Annotated in this window: 22 protein-coding genes and 1 riboswitch; of the genes, 5 read left to right on the top strand and 17 right to left on the bottom strand. The window is 65.7% G+C overall.

Features of this window, described 5'->3' with window-relative positions; genetic code table 11:
- Positions 1-9: 9 nt before the first annotated feature.
- Together argF and BRADO_RS31485 are read right to left on the bottom strand one after the other, a co-directional pair.
- Entirely contained in the window at positions 10-936 is a 927-nt protein-coding gene (gene argF / locus BRADO_RS31480) for an ornithine carbamoyltransferase (protein WP_012030241.1), read from the bottom strand.
- A gap of 8 nt (positions 937-944) precedes the next feature.
- Positions 945-2,156: an aspartate aminotransferase family protein gene (locus BRADO_RS31485; protein WP_012030242.1), complete on the bottom strand. Its 1,212-nt coding sequence runs from the start codon at positions 2,154-2,156 to the stop codon at positions 945-947.
- A 474-nt stretch (positions 2,157-2,630) separates the two neighbouring features.
- Here BRADO_RS31485 and BRADO_RS31490 point away from each other — a divergent pair, with 474 nt between their 5' ends.
- Positions 2,631-3,149 carry a GcrA family cell cycle regulator gene (locus BRADO_RS31490; RefSeq protein WP_035656147.1) on the top strand — a complete coding sequence of 173 codons (519 nt, stop codon included), beginning with the start codon at positions 2,631-2,633 and terminating at the stop codon, positions 3,147-3,149.
- A gap of 76 nt (positions 3,150-3,225) precedes the next feature.
- Here the strand turns inward: BRADO_RS31490 and BRADO_RS31495 are convergent, their stop codons facing one another.
- From BRADO_RS31495 to BRADO_RS31510, 4 genes are all read right to left on the bottom strand, one after another.
- Positions 3,226-4,533: an ATP-binding protein gene (locus BRADO_RS31495; RefSeq protein WP_012030243.1), complete on the bottom strand. Its 1,308-nt coding sequence runs from the start codon at positions 4,531-4,533 to the stop codon at positions 3,226-3,228.
- 28 nt (positions 4,534-4,561) lie between these two features.
- Entirely contained in the window at positions 4,562-5,617 is a 1,056-nt protein-coding gene (locus tag BRADO_RS31500; RefSeq protein WP_012030244.1) for a lysylphosphatidylglycerol synthase domain-containing protein, read from the bottom strand.
- Between the two features lie 401 nt (positions 5,618-6,018).
- Positions 6,019-6,324 carry a hypothetical protein gene (locus tag BRADO_RS31505; RefSeq protein WP_012030245.1) on the bottom strand — a complete coding sequence of 102 codons (306 nt, stop codon included), beginning with the start codon at positions 6,322-6,324 and terminating at the stop codon, positions 6,019-6,021.
- 4 nt (positions 6,325-6,328) lie between these two features.
- Complete coding sequence (locus BRADO_RS31510) at positions 6,329-7,723, bottom strand: OmpA family protein (RefSeq protein WP_012030246.1); 1,395 nt, start codon at positions 7,721-7,723, stop codon at positions 6,329-6,331.
- A 166-nt stretch (positions 7,724-7,889) separates the two neighbouring features.
- Here BRADO_RS31510 and BRADO_RS31515 point away from each other — a divergent pair, with 166 nt between their 5' ends.
- Both BRADO_RS31515 and BRADO_RS31520 read left to right on the top strand, forming a co-directional pair.
- On the top strand, positions 7,890-8,948 hold the full coding sequence (locus BRADO_RS31515) for a polysaccharide deacetylase family protein (RefSeq protein WP_012030247.1): 1,059 nt from the start codon (positions 7,890-7,892) through the stop codon (positions 8,946-8,948).
- A 120-nt stretch (positions 8,949-9,068) separates the two neighbouring features.
- Positions 9,069-9,878, top strand: a complete 810-nt coding sequence (locus BRADO_RS31520) for an SDR family oxidoreductase (RefSeq protein ID WP_012030248.1) — start codon at positions 9,069-9,071, stop codon at positions 9,876-9,878.
- 179 nt (positions 9,879-10,057) lie between these two features.
- Here BRADO_RS31520 and boxB read toward each other — a convergent pair whose 3' ends face one another.
- The 4 genes from boxB to BRADO_RS31540 form a co-directional block, all read right to left on the bottom strand.
- Positions 10,058-11,509, bottom strand: a complete 1,452-nt coding sequence (gene boxB, locus BRADO_RS31525; RefSeq protein WP_041757194.1) for a benzoyl-CoA 2,3-epoxidase subunit BoxB — start codon at positions 11,507-11,509, stop codon at positions 10,058-10,060.
- Between the two features lie 119 nt (positions 11,510-11,628).
- On the bottom strand, positions 11,629-13,317 hold the full coding sequence (gene boxC / locus BRADO_RS31530) for a 2,3-epoxybenzoyl-CoA dihydrolase (RefSeq protein WP_041757195.1): 1,689 nt from the start codon (positions 13,315-13,317) through the stop codon (positions 11,629-11,631).
- Between the two features lie 96 nt (positions 13,318-13,413).
- Positions 13,414-14,217 (bottom strand): alpha/beta fold hydrolase, encoded by an 804-nt coding sequence (locus BRADO_RS31535; RefSeq protein WP_012030251.1) that lies wholly within the window; start codon positions 14,215-14,217, stop codon positions 13,414-13,416.
- A 139-nt stretch (positions 14,218-14,356) separates the two neighbouring features.
- Positions 14,357-15,880, bottom strand: a complete 1,524-nt coding sequence (locus tag BRADO_RS31540) for a benzoate-CoA ligase family protein (protein WP_012030252.1) — start codon at positions 15,878-15,880, stop codon at positions 14,357-14,359.
- 128 nt (positions 15,881-16,008) lie between these two features.
- On the opposite strand from BRADO_RS31540, the gene BRADO_RS31545 reads away from it, so the two are divergent.
- The gene (locus BRADO_RS31545) at positions 16,009-16,932 is read left to right on the top strand and encodes a helix-turn-helix transcriptional regulator (RefSeq protein WP_012030253.1); all 924 of its coding nucleotides are present in this window, start codon (positions 16,009-16,011) and stop codon (positions 16,930-16,932) included.
- Between the two features lie 71 nt (positions 16,933-17,003).
- Here the strand turns inward: BRADO_RS31545 and BRADO_RS35235 are convergent, their stop codons facing one another.
- The 6 genes from BRADO_RS35235 to BRADO_RS31570 all read right to left on the bottom strand — a co-directional run bounded on the left by BRADO_RS35235 (position 17,004) and on the right by BRADO_RS31570 (position 22,137).
- The gene (locus BRADO_RS35235) at positions 17,004-17,366 is read right to left on the bottom strand and encodes a hypothetical protein (RefSeq protein ID WP_157872639.1); all 363 of its coding nucleotides are present in this window, start codon (positions 17,364-17,366) and stop codon (positions 17,004-17,006) included.
- A 149-nt stretch (positions 17,367-17,515) separates the two neighbouring features.
- Positions 17,516-17,893 carry a hypothetical protein gene (locus BRADO_RS31550; RefSeq protein WP_012030255.1) on the bottom strand — a complete coding sequence of 126 codons (378 nt, stop codon included), beginning with the start codon at positions 17,891-17,893 and terminating at the stop codon, positions 17,516-17,518.
- Positions 17,894-18,033: 140 nt separating this feature from the next.
- A complete protein-coding gene (locus BRADO_RS31555) occupies positions 18,034-19,239 on the bottom strand; it encodes an agmatinase family protein (protein ID WP_012030256.1) in 1,206 nt (401 codons plus the stop codon).
- A gap of 27 nt (positions 19,240-19,266) precedes the next feature.
- On the bottom strand, positions 19,267-20,040 hold the full coding sequence (locus tag BRADO_RS31560) for an ABC transporter ATP-binding protein (protein ID WP_012030257.1): 774 nt from the start codon (positions 20,038-20,040) through the stop codon (positions 19,267-19,269).
- Complete coding sequence (locus BRADO_RS31565) at positions 20,040-20,861, bottom strand: ABC transporter permease (RefSeq protein WP_012030258.1); 822 nt, start codon at positions 20,859-20,861, stop codon at positions 20,040-20,042. Before BRADO_RS31565 ends, BRADO_RS31560 begins: the two co-directional genes overlap by 1 nt.
- 205 nt (positions 20,862-21,066) lie before the next feature.
- Complete coding sequence (locus BRADO_RS31570; protein WP_012030259.1) at positions 21,067-22,137, bottom strand: putative urea ABC transporter substrate-binding protein; 1,071 nt, start codon at positions 22,135-22,137, stop codon at positions 21,067-21,069.
- A gap of 74 nt (positions 22,138-22,211) precedes the next feature.
- Positions 22,212-22,314, bottom strand: a riboswitch (guanidine-I (ykkC/yxkD leader).
- 216 nt (positions 22,315-22,530) lie between these two features.
- Here BRADO_RS31570 and BRADO_RS31575 point away from each other — a divergent pair.
- The gene (locus BRADO_RS31575) at positions 22,531-22,887 is read left to right on the top strand and encodes a hypothetical protein (protein ID WP_041757198.1); all 357 of its coding nucleotides are present in this window, start codon (positions 22,531-22,533) and stop codon (positions 22,885-22,887) included.
- Positions 22,888-22,915: 28 nt separating this feature from the next.
- Here BRADO_RS31575 and BRADO_RS31580 read toward each other — a convergent pair whose 3' ends face one another.
- Positions 22,916-23,068 (bottom strand): hypothetical protein, encoded by a 153-nt coding sequence (locus tag BRADO_RS31580; RefSeq protein ID WP_012030261.1) that lies wholly within the window; start codon positions 23,066-23,068, stop codon positions 22,916-22,918.
- Positions 23,069-23,127: the final 59 nt, after the last annotated feature.

Raw genomic sequence — 23,127 nt, forward strand, 5'->3', positions numbered from 1 at the left:
TAGTGGCGACTACGCCCTCTCGCCGAAGCACCAGGCCAAAATGCCCTTCTGGGCGTGCAGGCGGTTTTCGGCTTCGTCGAAGACGACGGACTGCGGGCCGTCGATGACCTCGTCGGTGACCTCCTCGCCGCGGTGGGCGGGGAGGCAGTGCATGAAGAGGGCCTCGGGCTTCGCCAAGGACATCAGCTTGGCGTTGACCTGATAGGGCTTCAACAGATTGTGGCGGTGCTCGCCGTCCTTGTCGCCCATCGAGACCCAGGTGTCGGTGATGACGCAATCGGCGTTTTTCACCGCGCCCTCTGGGTCGTGACCGAGATGAATGTCGGCGCGGGTGGCGCGGATGAAATCCTTCATCGGCTTGCCGGGCGAGAGCTGCGGCGGCGTGGCGACGTTGAGGCGGAACTTGAAGCGCTCGGCGGCGTGGGCCCAGGAGGCCAGCACGTTGTTGTCGTCGCCGGTCCAGGCCACGGTGCGGCCCTCGATCGAGCCGCGATGCTCCTCGAAGGTCATGACGTCGGCCATCACCTGGCAGGGATGCGAGCGCCGCGTCAGGCCGTTGATGACCGGCACGGTGGCGTGCGCGGCGAGCTCGAGCAGCGCCTCGTGGCTGAGGATGCGGATCATGATCGCATCGACATAGCGCGACAGTACGCGCGCGGTGTCGGCGATGGTCTCGCCGCGGCCGAGCTGCATCTCGGTGCCGGTCAGCATGATCGCCTCGCCGCCGAGCTGGCGCATGCCGACATCGAACGACACGCGCGTGCGGGTCGACGGCTTGTCGAAGATCATCGCCAGCACCTTGCCTTCGAGCGGCTTCCTCGACGGCTCGTTGGATTTCAGCGTCTGCTTCATCCGGCTGGACAGCGCCAGCATGTTGCGCAGCTCCTCGACCGGCATCTCGGTGAGATCGAGGAAGTGACGCGGCGGGTTGCCCATAGTCTTGCTCATGATGCGGCCGCCTGCCTGGCAGGACCGCCCGACAGCGCCGTGCAAGCGCGATCGAGCATCTCGACCGACTGTTCGATTTCGGACTCGTTCACGATCAGAGGCGGCAGGAAGCGCACCACATTGTCGCCGGCGCCGACCGTCAGCAGCTTCTGGTCACGCAGCGCCGCCACCAGATCACCGGACGGCACCACCGCCTTGACGCCGATCAAGAGACCCTCGCCGCGGATTTCCGCGATGATATCAGGATGACGATCCTTCACCGCCGCAAGCTTCTGCTTCAACAGCAGCGACATCTTGCGCACATGATCGAAGAAGCCGGGCGCCAGCATCACGTCGAGCACCGCATTGGCCGCCGACACCGCCAGCGGATTGCCACCGAAGGTCGAGCCGTGCGAGCCCGGCGTCATGCCCGAGGCCGCCTCGGCCGTCGCCAGCACCGCGCCGATCGGGAAGCCGCCGCCCAGCGCCTTGGCGAGCGACATGACGTCAGGCGTGACGCCGAGCCAGCGATGCGCGAACAGGTCGCCGGTGCGGCCCATGCCGGTCTGCACCTCGTCGATGACGAGCAACAAGCCGTTGTCGTCGCAGAGCTGGCGCAGCGCCTTGTAGAACGTGAGCGGCGCGGTGCGCACGCCGCCTTCGCCCTGCACCGGCTCGACCAGGATGCCGGCGGTGTGCGGACCGATCGCCTTCTTCACCGCCTCGATGTCGCCGAATGGAACCTGGTCGAAGCCGTCCATCGGCGGGCCGAAGCCGTCGAGATATTTCGCGGAACCGGTGGCGGCGAGCGTTGCCAGCGTGCGGCCGTGGAACGCGCCTTCGAACGTGATGATGCGGTAACGCTCGGGATGCCCCTTGGATGCGTGATATTTGCGCGTGATCTTGATCGCGCCTTCCATCGCCTCGGCGCCGGAATTGGCGAAGAACACGTAGTCGGCGAAGCTCTGCTCACAGAGCCTGGCGGCAAGGCGCTCGCCATCCGGACTCTTGAACAGGTTCGACATGTGCCACAGCTTCGTCGCCTGCTCCTGCAGCGCCTTGACGAGATGCGGATGCGCATGGCCGAGCGAGTTGACGGCGACGCCGGAGGTGAAGTCGAGATAGCGATCACCATTGGCCGCGATCAGCCACGCGCCCTCGCCGCGCTCGAACGACAAATCGACCCGGGCGAATACGGGGAGAAGATGCGTAGCAGCAACACTCGTCATGACAATCACATGAGTTGACGGGCTGGCCGAGACACGCGCCATGCGGCGTCATCGCGCATCAGGGACCCCACCCTGGAAAACAAAATGTGCCGCCTTTTCAAGGCGGCACGTGCACCTATTGTATGCGGGCGGCCGTGGGAGTCAACTACGCGTCGCCGATCCAATGGGCGCCGGTCCGTGAGATTGCGGGCGCATGACACAGCTCAAAACATGCAACACGGAACCCCGGAATGTGTGGACGGTGGTTACCGACTCTTGCGCGGGAGTCACGCCATATTGTAGCGTTTTCAGCGTCGAGTACGACATCTCGTGCGGCAGTTCTGATCCCTCTTTGAGTTTCCTCGTTCGCGTAACGTCCGGGTGCTTCACGCGCTCCCGGCGAGGGATAAGGGATTCTGCCGTCAGGGATATTCTTGAGACAGATATCGCAGCGCCGTCCCAGAATTGGCCGGCATCCGCGAAGGGAAAGGTTCGATGACGGTATTGACCTGGTCCGACGATCGCGTCGAGCAGCTGAAGAAACTCTGGGAGGCCGGGCTGTCGGCCAGCCAAATCGCCGCGGAACTCGGGAACGTGACGCGCAACGCCGTGATCGGCAAGGTGCACCGGCTGGGCCTGTCCGGCCGCGCCAAGAGCCCCGCGACCGCGGCTCCGCGTCAGCGCAAGGCGGCGGCCCGTCCCGCCCAGCCGATGATGCGGGTGGCGCGTCCGGTGGCGCGCGGCAACACCGCGCTCGCGCAGGTTTTCGAGGTCGAGGCGGAACCAGATCCGGTTGCATTCGATAACGTCGTGCCGATGAACCAGCGGTTGTCGCTGCTGGAACTGAATGAGGCGACCTGCCACTGGCCCGTCGGCGATCCCTCCAGCCCGGACTTCTTCTTCTGCGGCGGCAAGGCGCTTGCCGGACTGCCCTATTGCGCGCAGCATTCGCGCGTCGCCTATCAGCCGGCGGCCGACCGCCGCCGCCAGCCGTCGAAGTCGCCGACGCGCTGAGGCGCGCGCGCCGCGGCAACTAACAACTGACGAGAAAGGCCCGGCCCGCGCCGGGCCTTTTGCATTCTGGATCATGTCAGGAGGCGCGGGCCGGCCGCGACTGCGGGAAGCAGGCGGTGAAGGCCGCGCCGTTGCGCGGCACGCTCTCGATCAACAGCCGGCCGCGATGGCGGTTCAGGATGTGCTTCACCAGCGCGAGGCCAAGGCCGGTTCCGCCCTGCGCGCGGCTGTCGCCGACATCGACGCGGTAGAACCGCTCGGTCAGGCGCGGCAGATGCTCGGGCGCGATGCCCGGGCCGAAATCGCGCACCTTCACCCGGATCTCCGGCGCGTTCTCGGCCGAGACGGCGTGCTCCAGCGACACGATCACCCGGCCACCGGACGCGCCGTATTTCAGCGCGTTCTCGATCAGGTTCTCGAACACCCGCAACAATTCCTCGCGGTCGCCGGCGATGGTGACGGGCGTCTCCGGCAGGCTGGTCTCGATCACCACCTGGCGTTCGCGCGCCAGGGATTCGAGGCCGTCGGTGACCTGGCGGATGATGGGAACGACATCGACCAGCGTGTCGGGACGGACATGCGCCGACAACTCGACGCGCGACAGCGACAGGAGATCGTCGATCAACCGCGCCATGCGCGTCGCCTGGGTGTGCATGATCCCGAGGAAGCGCTCGCGCGCCTTGGGATCATCCTTGGCCGGGCCCTGCAGGGTGTCGATGAAGCCGGACAGAGCGGCGAGCGGCGTACGCAGCTCATGGCTGGCATTGGCGACGAAATCGGCACGCATCTCCTCGACCCGCCGCAGCGGCGTCAGGTCGCGGAACGTCATCAGCATGCACTTGTCGGTGCCGCCGAAGGCCGTGGGCACCGGCACCGGCGTGATGATCAGCTCCATCCAGCGATCGACCGGCACGTGGTCGTGATAGCTGGCGCGGCGGATCTCGGTGGTGGCGATCGCCTCGCGCAGCGCGGTGATGATCTCCGGCGTGCGTAGCGCGAACTGGGCGAGCTCGCCCTTGCGCAAGGCGGGCGCGAGCTGGGCCGCGGCGGCATTGAGGTGGATCACGCGGCCGGCGCGGTCGAGCAGCACGGCGGGATCGGGGATGCCATCGACCACAGCGCTGACCGCCGGCGACTCCACCGGATTGGCGAGCCGCTCGTCCTCGCGCTTGGCCACCGCGCTGTGTAACCGCCATGGCACCAGGGCCGCGGCCGCGATGCAGAGGAATGCAGCGAGGGCGCGCAGCGGCAGCAGCTCGTCGAGCAGCACCAAGCCGGCCAGCGCCAGCGCGGCCGCCAGCAGGATGATGGCGGCGTGCCGCAGGCGGTCCGGCCACGGCGCAAAGATGGTCACCGGGGATTGGGAGGGAGCATCGAGCGCCATGGCGGCCTAGTCAGCTCCCCTGATCGGGTCAGGCACCGGAATCGCTGCGTTTCCTTGCAAAAGCGGCCTCGGGCGGAGGACCAGGATCGAGGCTGAGCGCCGCCTGGCGCAACCGTTTCGACCGCGCGCTGATGATGACCTCACGAAACGTCAGCAAGATTACAGAAATGAGAAACGGCGCCAAATAATACAGCATCCGGAACAGCAACATTCCGGCGAGCAGCTCCTCGCGGTCCATCTGCCAGAGGCCGACCAGCATCGCCGCGTCGAACACGCCGAGCCCGCCCGGCGAATGGCTGGCGAAGCCGAGCAGGGTCGCCGAGACGAAGATGACGGCGACGACGACGAAGCCGAGATTGGGCTCGTCCGGCACCAGCACGTACATCGCCAGCGCGCAGAAGCCGAGATCGACAATGCCGATCGCGATCTGCAGCAGAGTCAGCGGGCCGCCCGGCAGCACCACGGTCCACGGCCCGCGCCCGACCACGCGCGGCTTGGTCCACACCCAGGCGACATAGCCCATCAGGCCGATCAGGATGGCGATCGCCGCCATGCGGTTGACCGATGGCGGAAGCTGGTCGATCGAGGCCGCAGCCTCCGGATGATAGCTGATGCCGAGCCCGAGCACGGCGGCGTTGCCCAGCCAGAAGGTGAGACCGGCGAGGAAGCAGATCTTGGCGACGTCGATCGCATTCAACCCATGGGCCGAGTAGATGCGGTAGCGCACCGCGCCGCCGGTGAACACGCTGGCGCCGACATTGTGGCCGATCGAATAGCTGGTGAAGGCGGCCAGCGCATTGACGCGGTAGGGCACGTGGTCGTGGCCGATCGTGCGCACGGCGAACAGATCGTAGAAGGTCAGCGTGAAATAGCCGGCGGCGACGAACAGGGCGGCGAGTGCGATCTGATGCGGCTCGGTGCTCTTGATCGCTTCCAGCACCTCATAGGTGTCGATGCCGCGCAGCATGTGGTAGAGGACGTAGCAGGCGACCGCGATGACCGCGACGCTGATCAGCACGCCGAGCTTGTGCAGCACTTGCTTCTCGCGCAGAAACGTGGCCGCTCTGCGTATGGCTTCAAGCATCGACACCTCTCACCGTGATCCGATCACGACGGCCGGGGACCGGGCGCCCTGGAGGTCGCCATGTCATGTGCGCATACAACGCCCTGGTAGCGCGTTTCGGCGCATTGGGGAACACAGGGCCTGTGAACGGAGCGTACACCTGGGCATACTTAGCAGGCTTCGCGAAAAGGCGATGCACCGTTTTGCCGCACATGGGGCAGAACCTGAACGCTGACATGGGGCCGAATGTGGTCCCGTTCAACCTGCGCGCCCCGGGTTAAACTTCGGTGAGGAGCGGCCTTCCCCGCAATTTCCGGGGGGCCTGTGTGACGACGACGGCGCATGATGCAACGATATGCGCGCGCTGCTGCTTTGACAGGCCACGCTGCTGTCAAACCTTCGTGTCTGGTGCTGCGGCGCAATCACGCCGCCGAGCGCTGGCGCATGCTTCGCATGACCACCAGGGCGCGCAACCAGCTGCCGATCGCGCAGCCGATGAGATAGGGCACGAACAGGATCAGCAGCAGCTCCAGCCAATAGCCGGCCCGGCCAGGCACCAGGCACGCCAGCGCGGTCGCCACCAGCGCTGCCGCGAGCGCCGCCAGCAGCCAGGTCAGCCAGCCCGAGACACTCGGGGCGCGATGCACCACGGCAACCCAGCCCATCGCCAGTCCGATGGCGAAGGCGCCAGCCAGCCAGGCCCAGTGGAAGGCAACGAAATACGCCATGACGTCACCTCACCACGAATTCGATGCGCCGGTTCTGCGTCCGGCCCTCGGCGGTATCATTTGAAGCTATGGGCTGCGTGCTGCCATAGCCGATCGGCGTGAAGCGGTCGGCCGGCAACCCGGCCTTGACCAGATAATCAGCCACGGCCTGGGCGCGCTTCTGAGAGAGCACTTGATTGGCGGCTGAATCGCCCTCGGCGTCGGTGTGGCCGATGATGTCGACATTGGCGGTCGGACAGCGGAAGGCGATCTCGACCAGGCGGTCGAGCAGGCCGGTGGAGTCGCGGTCGAGGTCGCTGCGGCCGGTCTCGAAGCGGATCTTGGCCTTGCCGAGCAGGTCCGAGAACAGCTGCTGGCAGACGGTCGGATCGACCGGCGCCGCGGCCGGCTTGACCGTGATCTCGGCCTTCACCTGCCAGCCCTGCGGCACGTCCTTGGCGAGCCCTGTCCGGATCTGGGCGGCCGCCGCGTCATACAGCGCGTCGCCGGAGATCTTGATGTCGCGGTCCGACACCACCAGCGTGCCGGTCGAGAGCCGCGACAGCGCGCCGAGCGCCGGCACCACGGCGTTGACGAAATTGGCCGGCGCACCGACGCTGTTCTTGAGATTGTCGACGACCTTCTCGCTGAAGAATTTGCGCGACGACGAGCCGACCACGACCGCATGGATGTTCTCGTCGGGGACGTTGCCCGACAAGGTCACCGTGACAGCCACCGGATCCTTGTAGGCCTGGAAGATGTAGGGCGGCGCCCTGACCTCGTTGCTCGCCACCTTGAAGCCGTCCGGCAGCTTGGCCAGCGCAGTTGCGAGCGCCTCGCGGCCGCCGAGCTCGCGCGCCATGCCGGTCAGCGTGACATCGCCATCGGAGATCGTGAACTTGCCGTCCTTGAGCTTGCCGATCTGCCCGATCAGGAGCAGCGCGGCGTCCTCGAAGCGCGGCGGCGCGCCGCGCGCCAGCCCCATCTGATCGGCCACTTCGACGCCCGGCAGCGCCGCGCGCGTCGCCTCGACCAACCTGCCCTTCAGCGCCGGCAGCGGCGCATTGCCGCCGAGCGTCACCCGGACGACATCGCGCTCGGCCGACCACACAAACGGCTTGGCCTCGGGCACCAGCCTGGTCTGGTCGTTGACGAGACGCACGCCGGCCACCGCATCGACGGCGGCCACGGCGTCACGGCGGCCGGCCTCGGAGAACGCGTCGGCCCGCAGCGACACGTCACGACCATCCACGGCAATGCTCGTCTTGTCGAGCACGGCCCCCTTGAGCGCGGCCGAACTGCGGCTTGCCAGATCATTCTCGAGCGGAACGGTGCTGGTCCAGGCGGCAAAGCCCCAAAGCACGATCAGCGGGATGACGCCGGGCCACCATTTGCCGCTCCACCTGAAAAGTCCGCGCATTCGTCATCCGTCGCATCGAGGAAGCAGAGAGAAAACAAACCCTTGCAGGCCTGTCAAACCGGAAATGAAGAGCGCCGCAACGGGCCGTTGCGTGTCCCGGGCTAAGGTTTTCTTCAATCATTCGTCGGTAACCTTGTCCCGACAGTCACCGGGCCGCTTATTTCAGATGAGGCGATTTCGCAAAACCTTTATCCGCGCCGGCCTGGAAGCGCTGTATCTCAGCGGAGCCCATGTCTGGCTGCGACCGATGTTCTCGGGCGTCGGCGCCATCTACACGCTGCACCATGTGCGGCCGCCGCGCGACGCCGATTTCCAGCCCAATTGCCACCTCGAGGTCACTCCCGACTTCCTGCGCGAAATGTTGTCGCACCTGCGCGACAACGACATCGACATCATCACGCTCGACGAGATGCATCACCGCCTGGTGGAGCGGAATTTCGCCCGCCGTTTTGCCTGCTTCACTTTCGACGACGGCTATCGCGACAACCGCGATTTCGCGCTTCCGGTCATGCGCGCGTTCGGCGCGCCGTTCACGATCTACGTGACGACCGATTTCGCCGGGGGTCGCGGGCGGCTGTGGTGGGTCACGCTCGAACGCATTGTGGCCAAGGCAGAGATGATCGAGGTCCAGATTGGCAGGCTCGCCTTGCGGCTCGACGCCTCGACCCCGGCCGCGAAATGCGTCACCTTCCAGCGCCTGCACGATTGGCTGCGCTCGCTGCCCGGCGACCACGACGTCCAACGCGAGATCAGCGCGCTGTGCGCGTGTCATGGCATTGACGAAACGTCGATCTGCCCGGAGCTCTGCATGTCCTGGGACGAATTGCGGTCCCTCGCGGCCGAGCCGCTGGTTTCTATCGGAGCGCATTCGATCAGTCACTGCAATCTCGCCAAGCAGACCGAGGAGACCGCCCGGGTCGAGATCGTCGACAGCCGCACTCGGATCGAGGCGGAGTTGCAGCGCCCGGTGCTGCACATGGCCTATCCGTATGGCGACCGCGCCGCTGCGTCCCAGCGCGAGTTCGTGCTGGCGGCAGCGGGCGGCTACAAGACGGCCGTCACGACGCGCCCCGGCATGATCTTCGCCGAGAGTGCGGAGCATCTCACCGCGCTGTCGCGTGTCTCACTCAACGGCCATTACCAGGATGCCCGCGTGCTGCCGGTGCTGACCTCCGGCGCCGCGACCGCGATGTGGAACGGCTTCCGCCGCATCGACGCGGCGTGAGCCCCTGCCCGACCAACGTCCCGCTGCAGTTGAACCGCGCCGCATTCATGCGGCTGCGTCTCACTTGACAGCGCCGGCGCCTCCCGCTCACAAGCGCCATCGACAACAACGGGAGGCATCATGCTCAAGAATTTGTTCTCGCTCGACGGGCGCGTCGCGCTCGTGACCGGCGGCTCGCGCGGCATCGGCAAGATGATCGCGTCCGGTCTGCTCGCGCATGGCGCGGCGCGGGTCTACATCACCGCGCGCAAGGCCGGACCGTGCGAGGAGACCGCCAAGGCCTTGACGGCCGAGTATGGCGGCGAATGCATCGCGCTGCCGATCGACATCTCGACCATGGCCGGCATCGACCTGCTCGCGGCCGAGATCAAGACGCGTGAGCCGAAGCTCGACATCCTCGTCAACAATGCGGGCGCTGCCTGGGGCGCCGAGTTCGACGAGTTTCCGGAGAGCGGCTGGGACAAGGTGATGAACCTCAACGTCAAGACGCCGTTCTTCCTGACCAAGGCGCTGGCGGCGCCGCTGCGCGCGGCTGCGAGCGCCGAGCGGCCGTCCAAGGTGATCAACATCGCCTCGATCGACGGCATCTTCGTCAACCCGCTGGAGACCTATTCCTACGCCGCGAGCAAGTCCGGCCTGATCCATCTGACGCGGCGCATGGCGGCGAAGCTGATCAAGGACCACATCGTCGTGACGGCGATCGCGCCGGGGCCGTTCAAGTCCGACATGAACAAGGCGGCCCGCGACCACGCCGACGAGGTCGCGACGCGCGTGCCCGCGGGCCGCATCGGCACCGACGAGGACATGGCGGGCACCGCGATCTTCCTGGCGTCGCGCGCAGGCGACTACGTGGTGGGCAACACGATCGCGGTCGACGGCGGGATCGTCTACGCGAACCCGGGCATTCCGGGCGCGGGCTGGGATAGTTGAGGGCTGCACTGGAGCCACATCAACGGTGTCGTCCCGGCGAACGCCGGGACCCATAGCCACCGATGCTGGTTGTCAGGCACGGCGGCGGCCACTTTGCTCTCACCGCCACATCACGCGGTATGCCTCCCGGCTCAAGGCCGGGACGACACCGGTTTTAGGACTGCGCGAGGTGATCGAGCTCAGGTCTCGATCTTCACGTACTCGAAGTCGCCCGGCTTGTTGTCGATGCCGACCTTCGGCGGGGCGATCCAGGAGGCGTACTCGCCGATCTCCGTCACCGGTTTCATCAGCGAGGTGATGTAGGCGCCGTCATCGGTCGACGGCAGCCAGTCGCCCTTGCGCTTCTGCCAGGTGGCCTCGTCGATCAGGATGCCGTCGGGCGTGGCATGCACATCCTTGAACTCGCCGATCGCGCGGTGGAAGGCGGTGTGCGGCAGCTTGAGCTGGAAGTCGTAGCCGGCGGTGCTGATGATCTTGTTCCAGCGCAACAGGCCCTTGACGCAGTCCTGCGAGTAGTCGTCGCGCAGGCGCATGTTGAGCGCGGTCAGCGCCGGCTCGTCGACGCGCTTGATCTCGCCATCGACCAGCTTGAGCACCGGATAGGTGGAGTTCTTGAGCTGGTGGTCGTCCTGGATCTGGGTCTCGTGATAGCGGCCCTTGATGCCGGCATTGAAGGCGTTGGCCGCGTTGGTCGAGACCTCGGAGCCGAACAGATCCAGCGACAGCGTGTAGTGCAGGTTGAGCTTCTTCTGGATGGTCGGCAGGTCGATGACGCCGAGCGCGCGGACCTTGGCGATGTCGGTGGGATCGTCGATGCCGGCCTCCCGCATCGCATCGACGGTGCGCTGGATGACGCGGCCGACGCCGGTCTCGCCGACGAACATGTGGTGCGCCTCTTCGGTCAGCATGAAGCGGCAGGTGCGCGATAGCGGATCGAAGCCGGACTGCGCGAGCGAGTGCAACTGCATCTTGCCGTCGCGGTCGGTGAAGTAGGTGAACATGAAGAACGACAGCCAGTCCGGCGTCTTCTCGTTGAAGGCGCCGAGCATGCGCGGAGAGTCGGCATCGCCCGAACGGCGGCGCAGCAGCTCATCCGCCTCCTCGCGGCCGTCGCGGCCGAAGTACTTCTGCAGCAGATAGACCATCGCCCAGAGGTGCCGGCCCTCCTCGACATTGACCTGGAACAAATTGCGCATGTCGTAGAGCGACGGCGCGGTCTTGCCGAGATGGCGCTGCTGCTCGACCGAGGCCGGTTCGGTGTCGCCCTGGATCACGATCAGCCGGCGCATCAGCGCGCGATATTCACCGGGAACCTCCTGCCACGCCGGCTCGCCATAATGCTCGCCGAACGGGATCTTGCGGTCCTCTTCCTGGGGAGCCAGCAGGATGCCCCAGCGATAGTCGGGCATCTTGACATAGTCGAACTTGGCCCAGCCGCGCGGATCGACCGAATAGGCCGTGCGCAGGTAAACCAGTGACTGCTGGAAGCCCTCTGGGCCCATATCGTTCCACCAGTCGACATAGCCGGGGTGCCAGCCTTCGAGCGCCTTCAGGACCTGACGGTCCTCGGCGAGATTCACATTGTTGGGAATCTTGGTCGAGTAGTCGACGTTCATGATGTTCATGTTCATGGCGTGCCTCCCTGAAACCTTTCCGGTGGTCATGCCCGGCCTTGTTCCGGGCATCCACGTCGTGCGAGCTGCTTGGCTCGTGGATGGCCGGGTCAAGCCCGGCCATGACGGATGAGAACTTAAACGCGGGTCATGTCGTATTGCGGCCGCTCGCCGGTGCCGTAGCGCCGGAGTGCGCCGTCCTCGCCGACCGCGTTGGGCCGCTGGAAGATCCAGTTCTGCCAGGCGGTGAGGCGGGCGAAGATCTTCGATTCCATCGTCTCGGGACCGGCGAAGCGCAGATTGGCTTCGAGACCGGTGAGACTGTCGGGCGAGAAGCTGGCGCGCTCCTCGAGGAACACACGGATCTCGTCCTCCCAGTCGATGTCATCCAGCGCGAAGGTGACGAGGCCGAGCTCCTCGGCGTCCTCAGCCTCGAGCGGCTTGCCGACCTGCTCGTGCACGCGCGCGAGCCCGTTGGGATCGTCGAGGAAGCGCGACTGCAGCCGCGTCAGGCCGTGGCTCATCGGATAGGGGCCGAAATTCATCGCCGACAATTCGATCGACGGCGCCGGGCGGTTGTCGCCCTGAATGGTGCCGATCAGCATGTAGGAGCGGTCGGAAGCGAACACGAGTTCGGCCAAGGTGCCGGCGAAGCAGGAGCCGGGCTCGACCAGCGTGACCAGCGTGCGCGACGTCACGTCGATGCGCTTGAGCACGCGCTTCCAGTAGTGCCTGATTTCGTTGACCAGCCAGTGCGCCTTGTTGGCTTCGAGGAAGGCGTCGTAGGCCAGGACCTGGGAGTTCTCGCCCTGAGACTTGAACACGAGCATCGCGATGCCGAGTTCGTTGATGCGCAGATGCAGGATGGCATCATCGAGCTCGCGCGCGACCTGCAGCGGCCAGAACGACGCGCCCTGCCCGATCATGCCGTCGATGTCGGCCGGCGGCGCCGCCTCGGGTGCTGAGATCGTGATGGTCGCGATACGGGCGACGCGGTCGATGTCGACATTGACGAAGCCGTAGCGCACGCTGGACGCATCGACCACGCGCTTGAGCGGCGTCAGCGCAACGCCCTTGCCGCTGCCGTTGCGCTTCGAGGCGGCCGCGAATTCCTTGGCGCGCTCGGCGACCTTGGCATCGACCTTGGAGTTCGGCGCGATCTCGTCGACCAGGCGCCACTGCACGGCGCGCTTGCCCTTGACGCCCTCCTCCGTGGTGCAGAATGCGTCCGCACGATCGCGGCGCACCTTGCGCTTGTCGACGACGCGGGTGAGACCGCCTGTGCCCGGCAGCACCGCCAGCAGCGGCACCTCCGGCAGCGACACCGACGACGAGCCGTCATCGGCGAGGATGATGTGGTCGGTGGCGAGCGCGAGCTCATAGCCGCCGCCGGCCGCGGTGCCGTTGACGACGGTGATGAAGCGCTGGCCGGAATTCTCGCTCGAATCCTCGAAGCCGTTGCGGGTTTCGTTGGTGAATTTGCAGAAGTTCACCTTGTGGGCGTGGGTGGCGCCCGCGAGCATGCGGATGTTGGCGCCGGCGCAGAACACGCGCGGCTTGGCCGAGCGCAGCACCACGACCTTCACTTGCGGGTGCTCGAAGCGCAGCCGCTGCACGGCGTCGGCGAGCTCGATGTCGACGCCGAGATCATAGGAATTGAGCTTGAGCTGGTAGCCCTCGAACAGGCCGCCATTCTCGTCGACGTCCATGGCGAGCGTCGCCACCTCGCCGTCGATCGAGAGCTTCCAATGCTTGTAGCGGGAGGGATCGGTCTGGAAATCGATGAACGTCTTGCCTCCCGCGAGCACGCGGTCTTCCCCGGCCATGAGCCACCCTTGCGTTGGAGTGCTTATCGTTGAGATGCACAATAATTCATGTTTCGGCCGCCGTCTATCGCGAAAAGCCGAAACATGCACTTTGTTTCATGTTCGTGATCTCGGCGTCGGCAAGGTGGCCGCCGCGAACTCGGCGATGACCCGCAAGGTCGCGTCCGGCGCCTCGCGATGCGGGGAATGGCCGGTGCTGGGCAGCATCGTCACCTCGACCGGGCAGTAGCACTCCTCCTGGATGATCTCGACCTGGCGGACGGTGCCGTATTGGTCATCGACGCCCTGGATGACCGCGACCGGGACACGGATATGAGCGAGGTCGGCGGTGATGTCCCAGGCGCGGAACGCCGGATCGAGCCAGGCGCCGTTCCAGCCATGAAACGCGTTGTCGACATCCTTGTGCCAGCGCGCCAGCCTGGCGCGCAGCTCGGTGGTCTCATAGGCGGCCTTGATCGCGGCGATCGACGACACCGAAACATCCTCGACGATGACATGCGGCGCGATCAGGACGATGCCGTCGAGGCGGTGGTCGACGTGGCTGCCGGCGTAGATCGCAGCGATCGAAGCGCCATCGGAATGGCCGACGAGCAGACCGCGCTGGAAGCCAATGAGGTCGAGCAGTTTTGGCAGCACCTCGCGGGCCTCGCGCTGCATGTAGTCGAGCGGGCGCGGCAGGGGCACCGGGGTGGAGGCGCCATAGCCGGCACGGGAATAGGCGAACACGGAGGCGCCCGTGGCGGATTGCAGCTTGTCGGGAAAATCGCCCCACAGGCCGACCGAGCCGAGGCCTTCATGCAGCAGCACGATGCACGGGGCGCCGGATGGCTGCGGACCGATCAAGCGATATTCGAGTGAGGCGCCGTCGATGGCGAGGAAGCCGTTAGCTTCGAGCGTCATGCGCTATTCTCTCCTTCGTCATGCCCGGGCTTGATCCGGGCATCCACGTCTTTCCTTCTCGCAGAGAGATGGATGGCCGGGTCAAGCCCTGCAATGACGACGACTAACAGCAGGGCCAACTCACGGGCAGGAAGACCAACTACTGACTCGCTCCCTCGCGCAGCTTGAAGCGCTGGATCTTGCCGGTGGCGGTCTTTGGCAAGGACTCCACCACCTCGATCCAGCGCGGGTATTTCCAAGGGCCGATCTTCTGCTTCACGTGCTCCTTCAGCGCCTCGTGCAAGGTCGCGCGATCGACGCTCGGGCGCAGCACGACATAGGCCTTCGGCTTCAGCAGTCCTTCGGGATCCGCGTCGGGCACGACGGCGGCTTCGAGCACGGACGGATGCGTGATCAGCGCGCTCTCGACCTCGAACGGCGACACCCAGATGCCGGAGACCTTGAACATGTCGTCGGAGCGGCCGCAGAAGGTGTAGCGGCCCTCGGCGTCGCGGACATATTTGTCGCCGGTGCGCGTCCAGTAGCCCTCAAAGGTCGACCGCGTCTTGTGGCGCTGATTCCAATAGCCCTCGCCGGCCGAGGGCGCGTGCACCAGCATCTCGCCGACCTCGCCGTCCGGGACATCCTGGCCCGCTTCGTTGACGAGACGCACCTGATAGCCCGGCACCGGACGCCCCGAGGAGCCGTATTTGATGTCGCCGGGCGCGTTCGACAGGAAGATGTGCAACAACTCGGTCGAGCCGACGCCATCGAGAATGTCGACGCCGAAGCGCGCCTTCCAGGCGTTGCCGACCGACTCCGGCAGCGCTTCTCCGGCGGAGGTACAGATGCGCAACGCGTTGCCGGCCTTCTCATGGCGCAGCGACTCGTCGTGGAGCATCGCCGCGAACAAGGTCGGCACACCGTAGAAGATGGTCGGGTTGTAGCGGTTCATCAGCTTGAACATCAACGCCGGCGTCGGCCGCTCGGAGTTGAGGATCGTGGTGGCGCCGACCGACAAGGGGAAGGTCAGCGCATTGCCGAGACCATAGGCGAAGAACAGTTTTGCGGCGGACAGGCAGATGTCGCTTTCGCGGATGCCGAGCACCTGCTTGGCATAGGTCTCGGCGGTCGCCGCGAGATTGCCGTGCAGATGGCGCACGCCCTTGGGCATGCCGGTCGAGCCCGACGAGTACAGCCAGAACGCCGGCTCGTCCTCGTGGGTCGCCACCGTCTCGAACTGATCGCTCTCACCGGCAAGTTCTTCCGACAGCAGCTTGTGGCCGAAGGCGTTCGTGCCGGAGACCACGACGCAATCGAGATCGGGCATCCGCCCCCCGACGATGTCCTTCACCGCCGGATAAAGCGCCTCGGACACGAACAGCACCCGGGCGCGGCAGTCCGCCAGCACATAGGCGTATTGCTCCGTCGTCAGCAAAGTGTTGAGCGGCACCGGGACGATGCCGGCGCGCATCGCGCCGAGGAACACCGCCGGGAAATCCACCGTGTCGAGCATGATCATCGCCACGCGCTCCTCGCGGCGGACGCCGAGGCGGCGCAGCATGTTGGCGACGCGGAAGGACTGCTGCTGCAGACCGCGATAGGTCAGCTCGGAGACCGTGTCCGTGTAGGCGAGCTTGTCGCCACGTCCGGCCTCGACATTGCGGTCAAGCAGCCATGACACCGCATTGTACGACTTCACGGCGTTCCCTCCCCCGATTTTTGAATTATAATTCATAGAAGGCCACCAACGGCGCTTGCTGTCAATCCTCTCCGGCATTATGTTTCCGCTTCAAAAGAAGTCAGAGGGACATGGCGCTCAACAGCGACGCTGCCAGGGATGATTCCGGCCAGTCGGCGGCCGAGACCGATTTCCTCGACCAGCTGGGGCAGCGGGTGCGGCGGATGCGCGGCCTCGCCGGCATGTCACGCAAGGTGCTGGCCGAGGTCTCCGGGATTTCCGAGCGCTACATCGCCCAGCTCGAAAGCGGCAAAGGTAATGTCTCGATCGTGCTGCTGCGCCGCATCGCCAACGCCATCAACGCGCCGCTCGACGACATCATTCCCGGCGGCGAGCCTTCGCCGGACTGGCCGGTCATCCGCGATCTCCTGAAGAAGGCGAGCCCGAGCCAGATCGCCCAGGTCAGGGAGCTGCTCGCCGGCGGTGCCTCGGCGCCGCTACGACGCACCTTCTCGGGCATCGCGCTGATCGGCCTGCGCGGCGCCGGCAAGTCGACTCTCGGCAGAATGCTCGCCGAGCGGATCGGCTGGAGCTTTGTCGAGCTCAACAAGGAGATCGAGCGGCAGAACGGCCTGTCGGCTGCCGAAATCATCGCGCTCTACGGCCAGGAAGGCTTCCGCCGCATGGAGCAGACGGCGCTGGTCCAGCTATTGGCGCGCAAGGAGCCGATAGTGCTGGCGACCGGCGGCGGCATCGTCTCCGAGCCCGTCACCTTCGACCTGATCCTGACCTCGTTCTACACGATCTGGCTCAAGGCCGAGCCGGAGGAGCACATGGCGCGCGTACGCAAGCAGGGCGATCTGCGGCCGATGGCCGACGACCGCTCGGCGATGGCCGAGCTGCGCAACATCCTGGCGAGCCGCGAGCCGCTGTATGCGCGGGCGAATGCGGTGGTGGATACGGCAGGGCTGACGGTCGATGCGGCGGCGGCGCGGCTCGGCGACGCGGTGAAGCCGGTGATCGCCAGCGAGGCGCGGATGTTCGCGCGGGGATGAGGCAAAAGCCGCCGAGAGCTCCCCAGTCGACGCTTTGCGGGATCTTAAGCAGCGGGCCGGCGCGCTGCAGGTTAGTCCCTCGAGACCTCGCACTCATCGGCATGAAACACCAGGAAGCGCCCAGGAGCGACGAGTTCGCCGGCATTCTCGCGCCACCAAGCTGCGGCCGCCGGGCTCGATTCGGCGAGAATGCCGACCGCGCGATCCGCATACACGGCATAACCAAGAATGCGTTCTGCGCGCCCCAGCAAGAGGCCCCATACTTGTCCGATCCATGAGCGCGGCCCCGCTACGGCGCCGAAGGCTAAAAAGTTGCGCGGCGCCGAACCGCCCGCCAGTGGCAACTCAAGACCAACCCATTTCTCGCGGACCCAGAGCGGCGGTTCGCCTTTAGGGATCCCGATGATCCGGACCTTTATGGAATTCTGTTTCATATTGCAGACCCTGGTGCCTGTCGCTCGACACCAGTGAGCTTAACGCAGATGCGGCGGCGGCGCGCATCGTCGCTCACTTCAGACTCGCGCCGCACTCTTCGATGTCATAACCCGCGCGCGCGACGCGAGCGCGCCGCACGCGGCCGACGTCAGCCCTGCGTCTCGATCCCCCGCAGCTCTGCGTAGGTGAGCGGCTTGATTCTTGCGCCATCGAAATAGACGAAGCGCAGGCGGCGGCGGCGGGAGATGAAGTTGGACGGCAGCGGGTCGTAGCGGAAGCTGCTGCCGCCGAGATGCGGGGTGAGGCTGCCGACGTCGGTCAGCGCGTCGATCTCGACACGCAGCAGCTTCAGGCTCTCGCCGTCGCGCAGGATCTCGAACGGGATGCGCGCGAGCCGCAGGAAGCTGGTCGGATCAGGGGCGGCGATAAAGCCGTCAACGAAGGCGGCCTCGACCTTGTCGAGATCGGGCTCGACCACCGGCGCGGGCTTGGCGCCCTCGGGCTGGTGCGGCGTCTGCCACTGCACCGGAGAGCGGTGGCCGTGCGGATGGTTGTGGCCGGGGCCATGCGGCGGATGATCGTGATCATGGTGATGATCATGATCGTGAGAATGACCATGATCATGATGATGGCCGTGATAGTGGTGATGATGGCGCATCGCGGACCTCAGAAGCTGACCGGCTTGTTGATGATGTGCTTGTGGCTGCCGAGCTTGCCGTGGGCGACCATCGAGCCCAGCGCCTCGACGACGACGCGCACGCCGATCAGCGCGGTGATGTCGGACGTATCGTAGGGCGGCGAGACCTCGACCACTTCGAGGCCGCAGAGGCCCTCGGCGGCGACGAGGCCGAGCAGCTTCAGCGCCTCGCGCGGCAGGAAGCCGCCGGGCTCCGGCCAGCCGGTGCCGGGCACGAAGCCGCAATCGATGGAATCGACGTCGAACGAGATGTAGACGGCGTCGGCATCCTTCCAGGCCAGCTCCAGCGCGATCTCGGCGGTCTTCTCCAGGCCGATCTTCTCGATGTCGGCGATGGTCAGCACGTTGGTGTTGCGCTTGCGCGCGACCTCGACGCCCTCGCGCGGCACCTGCCAGCCGCCGATGCCGAGCTGGACCAGATTGGTCGGCGAGACGTTCGGCAGATTGGTTGCCCAGTACCAGGGCGTGGTGTGCATGCGCTCGTCGAGATCCTTCTCCTGGATGTCGATGTGGCGGTCGAAATGGATGATGCCGATCCTCTTGTCGGTGCACTGCGCGATGCCGCGCACGCAGGGGAAGCCGATCGAGTGGTCGCCGCCGAGCATGATCGGCAGCGCGCCAGACGAGAACACATGCGCGACGCCGCGGCTGATCTGGTCGAAGCTCTTTTCGAGGTTCGCCGGGATGGTGAAGACGTCACCGGCATCGCACAAAGTCATCTGCTCGCGCAGGTCGACGCCGAGCTCGTAATTGTAGGGCGTGTAGAGCGCGGAGATGCGGCGGATGCCCTGCGGCCCGAAGCGCGTGCCGGGACGATAGGTGGTGCCGGAATCGAACGGGATGCCGATCACGGCGGCGTCGTATTTGCCGACGTCGCGGACGTTCTCGACATAGGGCGCCTTCATGAAGGTGTTGATCCCAGCGAAATGCGGCAGCTCACCGCGCGCGAAGGTCGGGATGTCGCGATCGGTCAGGCTGTCCGAGCCGGGCAGGCCCATGTCGAGCGCCCATTGCCGCTCCTTGCGCCAGCCGTTGCTCGGCAGCTTGCCCTCGGCCTCCAGCGCCTGCCAGCCTTGCGTCGCCATCTTGTCAAAGTCCGGATGATGCCGGCGCAGGCGCGAGCGCTGCGGCTGCAATCCGGCACGGCGGCTGCGCCGCATGGCTGGGAATGACATGGAGTTCTCCTTCGTTTCTTCTGAGTGTTATTGCGCCGCCTGCACGCTGGCGCGGATGAAGCCGAGCACGGGCACAGGACTGTCGCGGGTGAGATCGAGGTCGTAGGTGATGCGCGCGCCGAAGCGCTCCGGCGCCTGCGGGTCCTTGCGCGGACGGTCGAGCGCGATCAGTCGGGTGGCGAGGCCGAACGCCTCCTTGATGTCGTGGGTGACCATCACGATGGTCATCTTGTGCTCGCGCCACAGCGGCTTGATCAGCGCGTGCATCTGCGCGCGCGTGCCGGGATCGAGCGCGCCGAAGGGTTCGTCGAGCAGGAGCACGCGCGGCTGCTTCGCGAGCGCCTGCGCGATCGCGAGCCGCTGCTGCATGCCGCCGGACAGCGCGCTCGGATATTTGTCCGCGTGCGGGCCGAGGCCGACGGCCTCGATCAATGCGCGGCTCTTCTCCACCGCCTCTTTGCGTGCGCCCCCGAACAGGCGCGCCGTGAGCGGGCTCGCGGCGAGCTCATAGCCGAGCAGCACGTTGCCGAGCACGGTCAGATGCGGGAACACCGAGTAGCGCTGGAACACGATGCCGCGGTCGGGCCCCGGCTCGGCGGGAAACGGCTGGCCGTCGAGCAGCACCGCGCCCTGGCTCGGTCTCTCCTGGCCGAGGATCAGCCGCAGGAAGGTGCTCTTGCCGGCGCCGGACGGGCCGACGATCGAGAGAAACGTGCCGGAGGTGATCTCGAGATTGATGCGCTCGAGCACGACCTGGTTGCCGTACTCGACCCAGACGTTGCGGAAGGACAGCGTGCTCATCAGCGGCTCCCTTGCGCATAGGCCCAGGGGAACGCGCGCTGCCCGAACCAGACGAGCGCATAGTCGAAGACATAGGCGAGCAAGGTGATCCAGACGACGTAAGGCAGGATCACGTCCATCGACAGATAGCGCCGGACCAGGAAGATGCGATAGCCGAGCCCGACGTCGGAGGCGATCGCCTCCGCCGAGATCAAGAACAGGAAGGCCGGGCCGATCATCAGCCGCAGCCCCTGGATCAGCCGCGGCATGATCTGCGGCAGCACCACGCGGATCGCGACCTGCCAGGTCGAGCCGCCCAAGGTCTGCGCCTTGATCAGCTGCTCCCTGGGCATGTTCTGCACCTCGAGCGAGAGATCGCGCACCAGCGTCGGCGTCACGCCGATGATGATCAGCACCACCTTCGAGAGTTCACCGAGGCCGAACACGATGAACAGCACCGGAAGCACCGCCATCGGCGGGATCATCGACAGCACCGCGACCAGCGTGCCGAAGCCAGCGCCGGCGACCGGGAGCAAGCCGATCGCCAGACCGAGCGTGAGACCGATGATTGCTGAGATGCCGAGCCCGAGCGCGAGGCGCTGCAGGCTCGCCGCCGTGTCCGACCACAGCACGTAGTCACCGGAGCGCCGGTCCGGCTCGGTCGCGAGCCGCTTCGAGGTGGCGACCATCTCCGAGATGGGCGGCAGCAGCTTGTCGTCGGGATTGTCGGCGCGCCGCTGCGCGGAGCCGACCACGTAGATCAGCGCGATCAGCAGGAACGGCAGGAATGCCAGCAACAGCCGGCTTCCGCGGTTCGGAACGACGTTCATCGCACGCGGCATGGAGAAGCTCCGTCATTCCAATCCATGGGTACGCTGCTCATGGTCCATGTGCAGCGCCGATCTCAGCTGTTCCTCCTCATGGTGAGGAGGCGCGTAGCACCGTCTCGAACCATGAGGCCACGGCACGGGCCTCGCCCTTCGAGACGCCCGCCTGCGGCGGGCTCCGCAGGGTGAGGGGAGGTGCTGGTGGGGCGACGGAGGATGATCAGAGCTTCCCGTCCGCCGCCATCTTCATGTAGGTCGGGTCGAAGCGCAGCTTGACGTTGGTCGTGGAGCCCAGCGCCTTCGACGGCGTCGAGATGCCGACTGCGTCCTTCGACTTCAAGTTCTCGCCAAGCAGATTGTGGTCGAAGCAGAAGGTGCGGACGTGGTCCATGATCTTCGGCAACTCCGGACCGGTCATGAAGGCAAGCGCGTCCTTGGGCTCGTAGTACATGAAGGTGGTCTTGAGCTGGGTCTCGAAGCCCGCGAGATCGGTGCCGGAGAGCTTGGCCATCGCCTCTCGCGCGGCCTTGCCCTTCTCGCTCTGGTCCTTCATCAGCGCGATCGTCTCGTACCAGATGCCGGTCAGCGCCTTGCCGAGCTCCGGGTTGTCCTTCAGCGTCTGCGTGTTCACGACCAGGAGATCCTCGATCTCGCCGGGGATCTTGCTCGAGTCGAACACCAAGGTCGCGCCCGGCTCGGCCTTGACCTCGAGCAGCTGCGGATTCCAGGTGACAACAGCGGTCGTGTCCGGCGACTTCGCGGCGGCGACGATGTCGGCGTCGGACGTGTTGACGGTCTTGATGTTCTTCTCCGAGAGCTTCACCGTCTCCAGGCCACGCGCCAGCAGATAATGCGATACCGAGAGCTCGACGAGGTTGACCTTCTGGCCCTTGATGTCGGCCAGCGTCTTGCCCTTCTTCAGCACCACGCCATCATTGCCGTTGGAATAGTCGCCCATGATGATCGCGGAGGTGTCGACGCCGCCGGCGGCGGGAATGGTCAGCGCGTCCATGTTGGTGACGGTCACGCCGTCGAATTTGCCGGCGGTGTACTGGTTGATCGATTCGACGTAGTCATTGATCTGGGTGACCTTGATCGAGATGCCGTATTTGTCGGCCCACTTCTTGACGATCCCGGACTCGGCGGCATAGGGCCACGGCATCCAGCCGACATAGATCGTCCAGGCGATGTTGAATTCCTTCTTCTTCTCGGCGAAAGCGGGCGACAGCGATGCGGTCGCCAGCGTCGAAGCTGCGAGCAGTGCAACAAACAGATTTCGTGCTTTGAACATATCCAGTCCCTCACCGGTTTTCTGACCGCGGACTGGCAAAGACAACCTCGAGCCTGCCAAGCGCGGCCACTGAGGTCTCCCGGGTTTTTATCCCGCCGTGCACCAGGGCTCTCCCCTGGCGGCTGCTCTCGGACCAGCGTTCTCGCGATGAGAACCGGAACCCTAGCTGCCAACTCTGATGTCGATGTGAGCAAGCTGCGTGCCAGAGAAAAACACTTGCGATTCAACGGAACCGAACGCAGCATATGCTCAAAAAGACGGCATCACGAATTCATCTTGGGCGATGAGCATCGTAGCGGCGATGGCCATGCACGCGCGGCATGAACCGGCCAACGCGCGCGAACGACCTCATCTCGTCGGCACATGACGTGCCGTGGTTGGGAGTCTTGTGTCATGATCAGATTGTCCGGAGTTGCCGTGGCGGGCCTGCTGGCTGTGGGTCTGATGTCAGGAGCGGCGCTCGCGCAAACGGCGCCTCCAACGGACGCGCCGGCCCAGCCCGCTCCCGCAGCAACGCCATCCCCGACGCCAAACCCGTCCCCTTCAGCGGCGGCCCCCGCCCCGGCAGCCACCACCGACAAGCCGGCTGAGAGCAAGCCCGCAGCCGAGGCCGCCGCACCGAAAAAGAAAAAGCGGACGAAGACCACGCGGCAGGAGGTCGAGGACTCGCTGCGCAGCGGCACAGTGCCCTCGCGCTATCGCAGCCGGGTGCCGAAGGAGTACCAGAAGTACATCCCCCTCGACCGCTGATCGCGATCCGCGCGTCGATCGCCGTCGCCTAGATCGGCGGCGTCAGCTTGACGATGAAGGCGACGATCAACATGAAAGCGAGACACAACGCGGTCTCGAGGTCGGAATGAGCTGACCAGAAGCCGCGCAGACCGGCGGCGGCTCTTTTCGGTGCTTCGAGTCGAAGATGGGGCGCACGCATTTGCTCAACCTTTGATAAAAGGCAAAACAAACTACTATCCTGAAAGATAGTCGCAGCTG

Source organism: Bradyrhizobium sp. ORS 278, assembly GCF_000026145.1.
GTDB lineage: Bacteria > Pseudomonadota > Alphaproteobacteria > Rhizobiales > Xanthobacteraceae > Bradyrhizobium.

Excerpts from the sequence above, each read along its gene's own strand:
- argF (WP_012030241.1), bottom strand. The coding sequence starts at position 936 with ATGGGCAACCCGCCGCGTCACTTCCTCGATCTCACCGAGATGCCGGTC.
- BRADO_RS31485 (WP_012030242.1), bottom strand. The coding sequence starts at position 2,156 with ATGACGAGTGTTGCTGCTACGCATCTTCTCCCCGTATTCGCCCGGGTC.
- BRADO_RS31490 (WP_035656147.1), top strand. The coding sequence starts at position 2,631 with ATGACGGTATTGACCTGGTCCGACGATCGCGTCGAGCAGCTGAAGAAA.
- BRADO_RS31495 (WP_012030243.1), bottom strand. The coding sequence starts at position 4,533 with ATGGCGCTCGATGCTCCCTCCCAATCCCCGGTGACCATCTTTGCGCCG.
- BRADO_RS31500 (WP_012030244.1), bottom strand. The coding sequence starts at position 5,617 with ATGCTTGAAGCCATACGCAGAGCGGCCACGTTTCTGCGCGAGAAGCAA.
- BRADO_RS31505 (WP_012030245.1), bottom strand. The coding sequence starts at position 6,324 with ATGGCGTATTTCGTTGCCTTCCACTGGGCCTGGCTGGCTGGCGCCTTC.
- BRADO_RS31510 (WP_012030246.1), bottom strand. The coding sequence starts at position 7,723 with ATGCGCGGACTTTTCAGGTGGAGCGGCAAATGGTGGCCCGGCGTCATC.
- BRADO_RS31515 (WP_012030247.1), top strand. The coding sequence starts at position 7,890 with ATGAGGCGATTTCGCAAAACCTTTATCCGCGCCGGCCTGGAAGCGCTG.
- BRADO_RS31520 (WP_012030248.1), top strand. The coding sequence starts at position 9,069 with ATGCTCAAGAATTTGTTCTCGCTCGACGGGCGCGTCGCGCTCGTGACC.
- boxB (WP_041757194.1), bottom strand. The coding sequence starts at position 11,509 with ATGAACATGAACATCATGAACGTCGACTACTCGACCAAGATTCCCAAC.
- boxC (WP_041757195.1), bottom strand. The coding sequence starts at position 13,317 with ATGGCCGGGGAAGACCGCGTGCTCGCGGGAGGCAAGACGTTCATCGAT.
- BRADO_RS31535 (WP_012030251.1), bottom strand. The coding sequence starts at position 14,217 with ATGACGCTCGAAGCTAACGGCTTCCTCGCCATCGACGGCGCCTCACTC.
- BRADO_RS31545 (WP_012030253.1), top strand. The coding sequence starts at position 16,009 with ATGGCGCTCAACAGCGACGCTGCCAGGGATGATTCCGGCCAGTCGGCG.
- BRADO_RS35235 (WP_157872639.1), bottom strand. The coding sequence starts at position 17,366 with ATGAAACAGAATTCCATAAAGGTCCGGATCATCGGGATCCCTAAAGGC.
- BRADO_RS31555 (WP_012030256.1), bottom strand. The coding sequence starts at position 19,239 with ATGTCATTCCCAGCCATGCGGCGCAGCCGCCGTGCCGGATTGCAGCCG.
- BRADO_RS31560 (WP_012030257.1), bottom strand. The coding sequence starts at position 20,040 with ATGAGCACGCTGTCCTTCCGCAACGTCTGGGTCGAGTACGGCAACCAG.
- BRADO_RS31565 (WP_012030258.1), bottom strand. The coding sequence starts at position 20,861 with ATGCCGCGTGCGATGAACGTCGTTCCGAACCGCGGAAGCCGGCTGTTG.
- BRADO_RS31570 (WP_012030259.1), bottom strand. The coding sequence starts at position 22,137 with ATGTTCAAAGCACGAAATCTGTTTGTTGCACTGCTCGCAGCTTCGACG.
- BRADO_RS31575 (WP_041757198.1), top strand. The coding sequence starts at position 22,531 with ATGATCAGATTGTCCGGAGTTGCCGTGGCGGGCCTGCTGGCTGTGGGT.
- BRADO_RS31580 (WP_012030261.1), bottom strand. The coding sequence starts at position 23,068 with ATGCGTGCGCCCCATCTTCGACTCGAAGCACCGAAAAGAGCCGCCGCC.